Raw genomic sequence first — 11281 nt, 5'->3', positions numbered from 1 at the left:
GGAAAATGCATACGAGGACGGCTGCCTGATCCTTCGCCGATGCCGAGAACATCAACTCGTCCTATATCAGCCGGGTTCTGCGCATGACATTGCTGGCACCACAGATCGTGGAAGCGATATTGGCGGGCAAGCACCCGGAGGGACTGACGATGGCGAGGGCGATGCAGCCGTTTCCATTGGAATGGAAACACCAGGAAATCACGTGAGTTAACTGAGCATCGACGGAAGCGGCTGTTCAACTCTTCTGTTGCACGGTTTACAGCCCCGAGAAATATCACCTCAGCCAGCCCGCGCTGCGTATTGCTGGGGCCGTTCAGGTCTTTTCCGACGCAACACGTTGAGTTGGTGGCGCAAGGCGATGATTTCGGTCTGCAGATCAGCCCGTGATCGGAGGAAATCTGCAATCGTGCCCCAGATCAGTCTGAGAATGTCTGCCATCGCCAGAAAGCGTCGTCCTATATCGGCCCATTGGCGAGTCGGATTCGATCTGCGGTAGGCATAGGCGTCGCCAGCTTCCTGCCGGATATATCTCACGAGGTGCTAGGCTCTCGGCTTCAGGAGGCGATTGCCGAGGGCTTAGGTTCTATCCGGCGAGCATGAGGCTGCCGGCCTTCCAGCCGATCATGACGCTGCCACCATGCGTGTTGACGCCGACTATCTCGGGCATGATCGAGGCATCGGCAACGCGCAGGTTATCGATCCCATGCACGCGCAAACGGGGGTCCACGACGCTGCCGGAACCAACCCCCATGCGGCAGGTTCCGACCGGATGGAACCAGGTGCTGACACCATCCTCCACATATCTCGCAATGGCGCCGTCGGTTTCGGCATAGGTTCCAGGCCACCATTCGCCCGTGGTCCACTCGGTCAGCGCGGGCTGACGTCCGATCTCGCGGCTCAGCCGTACCGCGTGGATCATCGTCTTCATATCATCAGGATGGCTGAAATAATTGGGATCGATCGCCAAGGGCGCTCCGGGATTGGCGGAAGTGAGACGAACGGTGCCGCGGCTTTTCGGCTTGGTGATTCCCGGGATGATGGTGAAGCGCGGCACGTCATCATGGGCCTCGGGGGCGAAGTGCGGCTTGGTGGTGAAGGAGATTTCGATATCGCAGTCGTCACGGGCGGGCGATGACCGTGCAAAGGCGCAGCCCTCAGTACACAGAGCATTGAGTTCAGAAATCTCTCGCCTGGAGCTGTAGACAATGCCGATCAGCAGGTGATCGACGAGGTTATCGCCGACCGGGAGATCGGCGCGCGGACTTATGCCATGGGCTTTCAAATGCGCCGAAGGGCCGATGCCGGAGGTCATGAGTATGCGGGGCGAATCGAAGGCCCCTGCACAGAGCACCACTTCGCCACCCTCAATCCGGCTGCCATCATCAAGCACTACGCCCAGAACGCGCGTTCCATCCAAGTCCAGTTTTGCCACGATGACATTGGGGTGGACGGTCAGGTTCTTGCGGTCCTTGATCGGCTGAATGAAGGCACGGTTGGTATTTTGCCTTTCGCCATTGACGATGCATGACTTGTTCCAGCCGGCGCCATCGAGCCTGCCGGCGTCAAACGTCGAACTGCGGGGAAATCCGGCCTGCACGGCGGCATCGACCATCGCCTGTGAAAGCTCGTTGAGTGGATCGAGGACCGCAGGCTTGAGCCATGCTTCGAGAGCTTCGAATTCAGGAACTAGGCTCTTCCAGTCCCAGCCATCACAGCCTTGCTTCGCCCAGCCGTCGTAATCGGAGGCTGCACCCCGCAAATAGACCATGCCGTTGAGGCTGCTGGTGCCGCCCAGCACTTTTCCGCGCGGCATCTTGTGGATGCGGTTTGAGGTACCGCGCTGTGGCGTCGAGACATATTGCCAGTCGACATCGGTATCCCACAAAGAGAAATAGGCGCGCGGAACGCGGATGTCGTCACGGCCGTCTGGTCCTCCCGCTTCAAGCAGCAATACGTTGCATCGAGGGTCGCTCGACAGGCGATTGGCCAGCGCACAGCCGGCGGAGCCGGCGCCGACAATGATTACATCCGGTCTATTCATCGATCAACTCCAGGCGCCGGGCTCAACATGCCAGATCTCCCGCATTTCGCGCGCATCGACGACGCCATCATCGCGGTAATGCATCAAGGGCTCCATGCGCTCCTTTGCCCACAGACGATGAATATCCGTGTCCCATAGACGATCCCAAGCCGCCGCATCCCGGACGCTTGAAAACAGGATGATCTGGCCGTCGATCTGGTAAAGCGTGATTTCCGCAATACCCTGTTTGGCAATCTCGGCCTTGAGCTCCGGCCACATGTTGTTGTGCCAGTAGATATACTCATCCAGCGCCTCGGGCTTGAGCCTGAGAGCGAAAGCCTTACGGATCATGTTTGCCACTGCGAATCTCCTGGTCTTGCAACGCTGGGCAGAATTATTTCATGTAGAACATCGGGTCCAGCGGAATGGCGATTGGCTGGTTCTTCTCGTTGGTCTGCATCAGGTCGGCCATGTAGACCCACCAGCGCTGCATCACCGGGTGGTCTGGCAGCTTGTTCATGCCATGATCCTTAGGGCGCAGCAGGACGCCGAACAGGGTGTTCGTCTCGAGATCGAGATAGATCGAATACTCGGAAATGCCGGCGTCATGCAGCAGGTCGACCAGTTTCGGCCAGATTTCGTCATGGCGGCGCTTGTATTCGGCTTCCATGCCGGGTTTGAGGAACATCTTGAACGCGTAACGTTCCATCAGACCGTCTCCACAACAAAGCTCAAGCGCTGGCCTTGGCAAGGCCTGTCGATCTCATGCGCTCGGCCAGATTGGGCCCGAGGACCGACATGATGAGCAGGATGCCGATGACGGCTGTCTGGATATGGCCGGTGACATTCACCAAAGCCATGCCATTGCGCAGGTTGAGGACGATCAGGATCGAGAACAACACGCCGATTATCGTGCCTCGTCCGCCGAAAATACTCACGCCTCCCAACAGCACCATGGTGATGATGTCGAGTTCGAAACCTGTCGCCGCATCGCCGCGCACCGATGCGAGCCGACCTGCATAGAGCAGCCCCGCCAGCGCCGAAATTACTCCCGAAATAATGAACAGGATCGTCTTGACGCGCGCCACGCGGACGCCCGAGAAGCGGGCGACTTCGGCATTGGTGCCTATGACAAACACCTCCCGGCCAAATCCAGTGCGATGCAGGACCAGACCCAAGACGACCAGCAACACGACGAATATGATCATCCCCAGCGGAAACGGGCCAAGAAACGCCTTCTGCCCGAGATCGCCGAACCATTGCGGAAAACCGGTGATGCCGCGGTCTTCCAGCAGAACCCTGGCAATGCCGCGGTACATGATGAGCATGGCCAACGTGACCACCAGCGACGGAATCTGGACATAAGCGATCCAAAAGGCGTTGAAGGCGCCGGCAACAATGCCCAGCATGAGGCAGAGGATGATGGCCAGGCCGGCAGGCGTTCCGCTCTCCACCAAAATGCCAAAGGTGCAGGCCGCAAGACCCATGATGGAGGCTACCGACAGATCGATTTCGGCATTGATGATGATCAGCGTCATGGCCAGCGCCACGATGATCTTCTCGATCGACAGCTGAAAGAGATTGATCTGGTTCTGCAAGGTAAGAAATTGCGGCGCGAGCGCGGCGTTCGCCAGCACGGTAATGATCAGGATAATGAGCAACAGGCCTTCCCAGCTCTTGAGCCTTGCCAGCATCATTCGGACTTTCCTTTCATCCTGCCAAATGACCGCGTCATGAACGTGTCGGTTGCCACCGCAATCATGATCAACATGCCCAGCAGGGCCTCGCGCCAGAATTCGCTGACGATGGCCCAGCGCGTCAGGCTGTTGTCTATAGTGTCCACCAGCACAGTGCCGAGGACAACGCCGAGGATTGAGCCCGATCCGCCGAAGATATTGACACCGCCTACAACAACGGCCGCTACCGACTTGAGCTCGAAGCCAAGGCCAGCGACGACGGTGATGTTGCCGAACTTGGCTAGGAACATGAAACCGGCGAGGCCTGCCAGCATGCCGCTGAGCACGAAGCTCATGAAGACCACGAGCGATGAATTGATCCCGGCGACCACTGCCGCGTCGGGGTTGGAACCCACGGCATAGAGCTTGCGGGCGACACGCAGGCGCGACAGGGCCACCCAGAAGATGATTGCCGCGACGAGCGACATCGCCACCGTCAATCGCATGTCGAAGTTGCCAATCGAGAAGACCGTTGCCTGCGGCAGATCGACGAGCCATTGCGGCAGACCGGCCGTGGTAATCGAGCGGGCGCCCGAATATTCCACAAGATAAGTGCGGAACAATGCCAGGGTTCCCAGCGTGACGATGATCGAAGGAACCCGGCCATAGGCCACCAGCGCGCCGTTGATGGCGCCGCAGAAGGCGCCAAGCGCCAGCGCGATAACAACCACCATGACGGGATGAACATCGGGATGCGTGCCGAGATAGTCGCCGATCAGATAGGCGGCGATCCCCACCACCGAGCCGACCGAGAGGTCGATGTTCCGCGTCATCACCACCATCGCTTGACCGATGGCGATCGGCAGGATCACGGCGACGCTGGTGGCGATGCGGTTCAACATGCGCGGCGAGAAGTAACCGTCGATTTGCGAGGCAAAGAAAAGGACCGTCAGCAGCAAGACGATGGCCAGCGCCAGGATGCGAAGGGACTGCGGATGCAGCCTACGAAAAAACTGGATCATGCCGCCGACGCCACCTGATCCTGTCCCGTGGCCAGCGCGATGACGCGTTCCTGGCTGCAGTCAGAGATATCGAATATTCCCATCTGCTGGCCCTCGCGCATCACCAGCACGCGGTCGGCCAGGGCCATGACTTCCGGAAGATCGGAGGAGATGACAAGAATGGCAACGCCCTGCTTCGCCAGTTCGCGGATGATATTATGCACCTCCGCTTTGGCGCCGACGTCGACGCCGCGAGTCGGCTCATCGAAGATCAGAAGCCGCGGTTTGGTTTCCAGCCATTTTGCCAGCATCACTTTCTGCTGGTTGCCTCCGGACAGCTTTCCCACCTCGATCTTCACATCCGGTGAGCGGATCGACAGCCGCTCGCGATATTGCTCCGCCATGGCGTTTTCCGCCGCCCGGTCGATGAAGCCAAAGCGGCGCAGGAATTTCTTCAGGCTGGCCAGCGAGGCATTTGCGTAGATCGGCATGGTCATAGCGAGACCCAGCTTGCGCCGATCTTCCGAAACATAGGCAATGCCGTAGTCCATCGCCTGCTGCGGCGTGCTGATTACGACCTGGCGACCGTCAAGTTCGATCGAGCCTCCGGTCGACGGCGATATGCCAAACAGTGCCAGGCCGACATCCGTCCGCCGCGAGCCGACGAGCCCCCCAAAACACAGGACTTCACCCTTGTGAAGTTCGAATGTGACATTGCGGAACACGCCGTCAAGTGACAGGTTCTTGACCGAGAGCAGCAAGGGACCGTGCTCATTCGCCTTGGTCTTGGTGGCGAACTTGTCCAGTGCCCGGCCCACCATGTCCTTCACCAAGCCGTCATGATTGACCTCGGCAATGGGCTTGGTGGAAATGTGCTTGCCATCGCGCAAAACCGTGACCCGGTCGGCAATCCTGAAGATCTCGTCCAGCCGATGGCTGATATAAAGAACCGCCACGCCACGTGCCTTCAAGGCCTTGCCAATGTTCAGAAGCCGCTCAACTTCATGCGCCGACAGCGATGCTGTCGGCTCGTCCATGATCAGGACCTTGACATTGAGGGAAAGGGCGCGGGCGATCTCCACCGTCTGCTGCTCGGCCAGGGTCAGGCCGCTAGCTGCACGGCGCACGTCGAGGCTCACGCCCAATCGCGAAATCAGCTCATCCGAACTCTGGTAGAGCTTGCCCCAGTTCATAAACGTTCCGAGATTGCGATGGCTGATGAAGATGTTTTCCGCCACGTCGAGGTCGGGGAACACCATGGGTTCCTGGTACATCGCCGCAATTCCCAGCGCTTGCGCGCCGTGAGTGTTGCGGATCGTAACTGCCTTGCCTTCATTCAGGATTTCGCCGGAGTCGGGTTGATAGACGCCGGTCATGATCTTGATCAGCGTCGACTTTCCTGCGCCGTTTTCGCCGACCACGGCATGAATCTCGCCCGGCACGACGGCAAGCGACATGTCCGACAAGGCCGCCGTCATGGCAAAGCTCTTGGAGACGTTGCGAAGCTCTAGGACTGGCGCGACCAAAGGGCTGCCCATTTTGCATTCTGGTGAAAGAGAGGACGAGGCCGCAGCGCGTGCGGCCTCGCGACTTAAGTCTCAGGCGCGGCTAATTCGCAGCGGCTTCAACGTTGTCCTTGTTGTAGACGGTGAACGGACCCATCAGGATGCGGTTGCCGGCAGCCCGGGTCGGATCCTTCTCGATCTTGAAGTTGCCCATCCGTCCGGCGGCGATTTCTTCGCCGACTTCACCCTTGATGGCGCCGGCGGCCAGCAGATAGCTCGTGTAATAGGTGAGATATCCGAGATCGACGAAGCTCCACAGGGCAAACTCCGGCGCGCAGCCGTTCATGGTGTAGCTCACCATTTCGGCCGGCACGCCAAGGCCCGAGACCTTGATCTTGTCGCACAGCTTTTCATCCTGCAAGGCCTTGGCCGCCGCCACGATGCCGACCGAGGTGGGCGCCATAATGACCTTGATGTTCGGATGCTTGTCGACCAGCGCCAGGGCTGCGTTGTAGGACTTCTCGGACTGGTCATCGCCGTAGACGGTGTCGACCAGCTTCATGTCTTTGTACTTGTCGCCCTTGAGCGCCTCGTTCATGGCGGCGATCCAGGCGTTCTGGTTGGCGGCGTCTGGCGTTGCCGACAGCACGACGAACTCGCCCGATCCACCCATCATCGAATGTGCCATGTCGGCCATCACGACGCCGATCTGGGTAAAGTCGACCTGGGCCACAAACACTGTCTCACCCTTGGCCGACGGAATGGGAGAATCCCATGTCACGACTTTGGTTCCGGCGGCCTGAGCTGCTTCGGCTGCCGCCGAGATCTGGTCGCCGGCGTTGTTCGACAGCATGACGACATGCTGCTTCTGCGTCGTCGCAGTCGTTAGCATTTCGATCTGGCCAGCAACGCTGTTCTCTGGGGTCGGGCCGATATATTGCAGCGCGCCCTTGTTCTCGAGTTCCTTATGCGCCTCTTCGGCGCCGCGCCTTGCCTGATCGAAAGGCAGTATGCCGAGGAATTTCGGCAACAGGACGAGATTTGCCGTCTCGCCTTTCTTCGCGCTGACAGCCTCGGCGCTCGCTGCGCCGGCCATCAGGATGGTTGTGAGCGCCGTCAGGCATCCGAGCCGCAGCAGGCTCTTGGGCAGTCTTGTCGTCGTCAGCATATTTTCCTCCCTAGCTGATGTGTATGTTGTTTCCGCCTCAAGCGGCGGAGAGCTTGTTGTATTTCTCATGGCCTACGATAATCAACTCGACCCCCTCCGACCTCGCTTGAGCCAGAAACTGCGGCGGGGCTGCAACTTCAGTTATGTGCGTGTGGACTCGCGACAGCTTGCAAACGGCAATGCTGCCCCGGGCTTCGAACTTTGATGAATCGACCAGACCGACCAGCTTCTCGGCGCGGCACAGCAGCTTGGCATCTGCGCGTGCGATCAGCGGATCGCCTTCAATGACGCCAAGAGGGCCAATCGAGTAGCAGCTCATGAACATCCGGGAGGCAGTGAAATGCTGTACGGCGTCTTCATCAAAGAGTGAGAGGATGTTCCCCGTTCGCGATAGAGCTCGCCGCCCGGCAGCACGATGCGGTTGTTGCTATTGCGGATAAGTTCGTCGGCTATGGGGAAAGAGTTGGAGAGAATCTGCATGCGGTGCTGGCGCAGATAGGTAGCCATGAACCAGGTGGTGGAGCCGGCATTGATGATGATCGAGTCGCCGTTCTGGCAGAGGGCTGCAGCAGCTTCGGCAATCGAGCTCTTGCGTTCGGCATTGAGCGTCTGGTTGACGCCGAATGAACGGGCTGAAAGATTGGTCTGTTGCGACGCCTCGACGGCCTCAATTCTCCCATGAACGCGTCGCACCTGGCCCATCGCTTCCAGTTTGTCGAGGTCACGTCGCAAAGTTGCAGACGATGTCGAAGTGAGATCAACCAGTTCCTTAACGCAGACCACTCCGCGGGCCCTCACCTCGGTCAGAATGACTTTCCAGCGCTCCCGCTGATGCATGACAGAGTTTTTTGCATGATCGATCATTATCGTCAACTTGCATTCATTATGCTGCAATGCGAAGTTATTCTGCGTCGCGATAGTGGTGGAATTCAAGCGATCATGCGCGTTTCCCCAGCGTTGATTGCCTCTGGCGGAGGGCTACGATAGACGTAAGCTCGGCGATTGGCCGGGTACTACCGCAATACAGGAAGTTGAAGGGACTCGGGCGTATGGGTGAGAAATTCACAGGAAAGCGCAACAAGCGGGGAGACTGGAAGCCAGACAAGCCTCTCAGTATCGCCCCGGTCTTTGTCTGGCCGGCGCAGCCGCTGGCGTTCCTGAAATATGTATTCGGCTACCCCGGCTATTTTCTGCCCTGGGGCGTCATCTACATGGCCGTCCCGATCATTACCTGGCTGTACTTCACCCCGGCCATGGCCGACATGCAAACATTCGCTCCGGGCTGGATCGCCTATATCTTTGTCCGCAACATGGTGCTGATCACTGCCGTCATCGTGTTGTGGCAGGGTTGGCTGCACTGGAAGAAAGCCCAGGGCACCGACTGGAAATACACGAACAAATGGTTCGCGCGCGGCAATCCGATTTTCCTTTTCAGAAACCAGACGCTGGACAATCTGTTCTGGACCTATGCAAGCGCCGCGCCAATCTGGACGGCCTTCGAAGTTCTCACCATGTGGCTCTATGCCAATGCTTATATTCCCTATGTCTCGCCCGCCGAACACCCGTTCTATTTCGTTTTCATGATGGTGCTCGTGCCGTTGATGCGCGAAACCCACTTCTACCTTATTCATCGGCTGATCCACTGGGGGCCGCTCTATAAATGGGTGCACTATCTCCATCACAACAATGTCGATCCTGGTCCTGCGTCAGGCCTTGCCATGCACCCTGTCGAACATCTCTTCTATTGGACCGGCGTGATGATCCACTGGATCGTTCCCTCGCATCCGATCCATGCGCTCTTTCATATCCAACATGCAGCGATTACGCCGGCGCAGGGCCATGCGGGCTTTGAGCGCGTGGTTCTCAGCGACGGCGTGCACATCAAAACGGGGGATTATTTCCATTATCTCCATCACAAGTATTTCGAATGCAACTTCGGCGGCGATGGGCCCGTCAACCTCGACCGCGCTTTCGGCACCTTCCATGATGGCTCGGACGCTGCGACGGAGCGCATGAACGAACGATTCATGACACGCGCCGCGCAGAAGGCCGCCGCGGAAGGCGGCTCGTGAGGTATCGAAGTTTCGGACGCACCGGCTGGCAGGTCAGCGAAATCGGCTTTGGTGCTTGGCAGCTCGGCGGCGACTGGGGCAAGGCAGATGACCGCACCTCGATCGACACGCTTCACTATGCCTTCGACCAGGGTATCAACTTCGTCGACACGGCTGAGCTCTATGGCAACGGCCATAGCGAGACTGTCATCGGGCAGGCCTTGAAGCAGTGGAAGGTCGGCAAGATCTATGTCGCCACCAAGGCGCGCCCCGTCGTCTGGCCGTCGCCCGCTGATGATGCGCCACAGATGCGCGGCCGGTTTCCCGAGTGGTACTTGCGCGACAATATCGAGAAGTCCCTGAGGCGGCTGGGCGTCGAACGCATCGACATGTTCCAGCTGCACAGTTTCATGCCCTCGGCCCTGGTCGAGCTCGACTGGCTGGAAACGCTGATGAAACTCCGGCGCGAAGGGAAGATTGACCGGATCGGCGTATCGCTGCGCGACAACCGGCCAGACGAAGGCGTGGACCTCTCGGAGGCGGGCCTCGTCGACAGCATTCAGGTCATATTCAATCTGTTCGAGCAGCGGCCGCGCCAGCGCCTCTTTCCCGTGGGAAAGAACACGCGGACGGCATTCATCGCGCGCGTTCCACTCGATTCCGGCTCACTTACCGGCAGCTGGAGCAAAGACACATATGCATCGTGGGAAGCAGGTTCCCAGCCTCACAGCATGTTTCGTGGCGAGCGCTTTTCGCAAACACTCGAACGCGTCGAGGCCCTGAAGGTGCTCTGTCGGCCCTATTTCAGCACTCTGGCGGAGGCGGCCATGCGTTTTGTGCTGAGCGAGCCCGAGCTGTCGACCCTCATTCCCGGCATGAGAAACCGGACCGAAGTGGATCTCAACATTGCCTATTGCGATGGCCAGCCCTTTCCACCGGACCTCAAGGACAAGCTGCAAGATCATATCTGGGTGCGGAACTATTACAAATGACCGAGCATCAGTTCGAGCTCATGCTGCCCTTTCAATTGCGGGCCGAATTGGCGAATCGCCCCGTCGCCTACATTCCTCTTGGAACTTACGAATGGCATGGCGAGCATTTGCCGGTGGGCCTCGATTCCCTAACGTCGCATGGCTTGTGTCTGCGGGCCGCCAGGCGGGACGGCGGCGTCGTTCTGCCGCCACTTTATTATGGTATCGGCGGCGGCCATGGCGGCTATCCATGGTCGATGATGATGCCGCGGCCGGAAGAAATCGAAACACAAGTCGATTTCACACTGGGCAAGCTCGCGTCATTCGGTTTCAAGCTCGTAGTGCTGTTTTCAGGCCACTTCCCACCCGAACAACTGGATATGATCGATCGACTGGCGAAGGCCAGACACAACAGCGGCATGAAGGTCATCGCACTTGCCGTCAACCGCATGGAGGGGTTGAAGATCGTGCCTGATCATGCAGCACTGTTTGAGACCACGCTTCTCGCGGCGCTACATCGCGACCTCGTGCAATTGGACAAGCTGCCATCCTTGCAAGCCCGGCCCCTGGAGCCGGATGAGAATCCGTTCGGCGAAGTCCGCCACAGTCCCGATCATCCGCTCTATGGTGTTTTCGGTCCCGATCCACGGCATTTCAGGCAAGGAGATGCCGCAGCCCTGCTCGAAGGATCTATCACCTGGCTGGTGGCGCAAGTGCACAAGGAACTGCCGACCTAGCGGTTCTCTTGTCGCGTCCCACCGCAGGGCTAGATGTGATCTCTCAATAGGTTGTCCATCCGGTCCGGATCGAGGAAGCTTTGGTTGTGACACTGCGGTTTCATCGAGGAGGACCGGATGAACATACACAAGAATGACCCTCAACATTTTGC

General features: G+C 58.7%; 11 protein-coding genes and 1 pseudogene. 3 read left to right on the top strand and 9 right to left on the bottom strand.

Annotated features, from left to right (window positions below):
* The 9 genes and pseudogenes from WCJ41_RS17375 to WCJ41_RS17335 all read right to left on the bottom strand — a co-directional run.
* On the bottom strand, positions 1-404 hold a 404-nt coding region (locus tag WCJ41_RS17375), incomplete at its 3' end, for a hypothetical protein (RefSeq protein ID WP_336907097.1).
* Between the two features lie 179 nt (positions 405-583).
* Positions 584-2041 (bottom strand): GMC oxidoreductase, encoded by a 1458-nt coding sequence (locus tag WCJ41_RS17370; protein WP_336907096.1) that lies wholly within the window; start codon positions 2039-2041, stop codon positions 584-586.
* Positions 2042-2044: 3 nt separating this feature from the next.
* Entirely contained in the window at positions 2045-2371 is a 327-nt protein-coding gene (locus tag WCJ41_RS17365; protein WP_336907098.1) for an L-rhamnose mutarotase, read from the bottom strand.
* A 43-nt stretch (positions 2372-2414) separates the two neighbouring features.
* On the bottom strand, positions 2415-2729 hold the full coding sequence (rhaM, locus tag WCJ41_RS17360) for an L-rhamnose mutarotase (RefSeq protein WP_336907095.1): 315 nt from the start codon (positions 2727-2729) through the stop codon (positions 2415-2417).
* A 22-nt stretch (positions 2730-2751) separates the two neighbouring features.
* The gene (locus tag WCJ41_RS17355) at positions 2752-3657 is read right to left on the bottom strand and encodes an ABC transporter permease (protein ID WP_336907094.1); all 906 of its coding nucleotides are present in this window, start codon (positions 3655-3657) and stop codon (positions 2752-2754) included.
* Between the two features lie 56 nt (positions 3658-3713).
* Positions 3714-4718: an ABC transporter permease gene (locus WCJ41_RS17350; protein WP_336907093.1), complete on the bottom strand. Its 1005-nt coding sequence runs from the start codon at positions 4716-4718 to the stop codon at positions 3714-3716.
* On the bottom strand, positions 4715-6175 hold the full coding sequence (locus WCJ41_RS17345) for a sugar ABC transporter ATP-binding protein (protein WP_336907092.1): 1461 nt from the start codon (positions 6173-6175) through the stop codon (positions 4715-4717). The genes WCJ41_RS17350 and WCJ41_RS17345 overlap by 4 nt, the downstream gene beginning before the upstream one ends.
* 130 nt (positions 6176-6305) lie before the next feature.
* A complete protein-coding gene (locus tag WCJ41_RS17340; protein ID WP_336907091.1) occupies positions 6306-7370 on the bottom strand; it encodes a rhamnose ABC transporter substrate-binding protein in 1065 nt (354 codons plus the stop codon).
* Positions 7371-7407: 37 nt separating this feature from the next.
* Positions 7408-8207 (bottom strand): annotated as a pseudogene (locus tag WCJ41_RS17335) (DeoR/GlpR family DNA-binding transcription regulator).
* Positions 8208-8419: 212 nt separating this feature from the next.
* On the opposite strand from WCJ41_RS17335, the gene WCJ41_RS17330 reads away from it, so the two are divergent.
* From WCJ41_RS17330 to WCJ41_RS17320, 3 genes are read left to right on the top strand one after another with little or no spacing between them, the layout of a single operon-like run.
* On the top strand, positions 8420-9442 hold the full coding sequence (locus WCJ41_RS17330) for a sterol desaturase family protein (protein WP_336907090.1): 1023 nt from the start codon (positions 8420-8422) through the stop codon (positions 9440-9442).
* On the top strand, positions 9439-10413 hold the full coding sequence (locus WCJ41_RS17325; RefSeq protein ID WP_336907089.1) for an aldo/keto reductase: 975 nt from the start codon (positions 9439-9441) through the stop codon (positions 10411-10413). Before WCJ41_RS17330 ends, WCJ41_RS17325 begins: the two co-directional genes overlap by 4 nt.
* A complete protein-coding gene (locus tag WCJ41_RS17320) occupies positions 10410-11129 on the top strand; it encodes a creatininase family protein (protein ID WP_336907088.1) in 720 nt (239 codons plus the stop codon). The genes WCJ41_RS17325 and WCJ41_RS17320 overlap by 4 nt, the downstream gene beginning before the upstream one ends.
* The last annotated feature ends 152 nt before the right edge of the window (positions 11130-11281 follow it).

Origin of the sequence: Aestuariivirga sp. (assembly GCF_037139295.1) — a bacterium.
Lineage (GTDB): Bacteria > Pseudomonadota > Alphaproteobacteria > Rhizobiales > Aestuariivirgaceae > Aestuariivirga.
This window is presented reverse-complemented; position numbering and strand designations above follow the sequence as displayed.

Excerpts from the sequence above, each read along its gene's own strand:
- WCJ41_RS17370 (WP_336907096.1), bottom strand. The coding sequence starts at position 2,041 with ATGAATAGACCGGATGTAATCATTGTCGGCGCCGGCTCCGCCGGCTGT.
- WCJ41_RS17365 (WP_336907098.1), bottom strand. The coding sequence starts at position 2,371 with ATGATCCGTAAGGCTTTCGCTCTCAGGCTCAAGCCCGAGGCGCTGGAT.
- rhaM (WP_336907095.1), bottom strand. The coding sequence starts at position 2,729 with ATGGAACGTTACGCGTTCAAGATGTTCCTCAAACCCGGCATGGAAGCC.
- WCJ41_RS17350 (WP_336907093.1), bottom strand. The coding sequence starts at position 4,718 with ATGATCCAGTTTTTTCGTAGGCTGCATCCGCAGTCCCTTCGCATCCTG.
- WCJ41_RS17345 (WP_336907092.1), bottom strand. The coding sequence starts at position 6,175 with ATGACGGCGGCCTTGTCGGACATGTCGCTTGCCGTCGTGCCGGGCGAG.
- WCJ41_RS17340 (WP_336907091.1), bottom strand. The coding sequence starts at position 7,370 with ATGCTGACGACGACAAGACTGCCCAAGAGCCTGCTGCGGCTCGGATGC.
- WCJ41_RS17330 (WP_336907090.1), top strand. The coding sequence starts at position 8,420 with ATGGGTGAGAAATTCACAGGAAAGCGCAACAAGCGGGGAGACTGGAAG.
- WCJ41_RS17320 (WP_336907088.1), top strand. The coding sequence starts at position 10,410 with ATGACCGAGCATCAGTTCGAGCTCATGCTGCCCTTTCAATTGCGGGCC.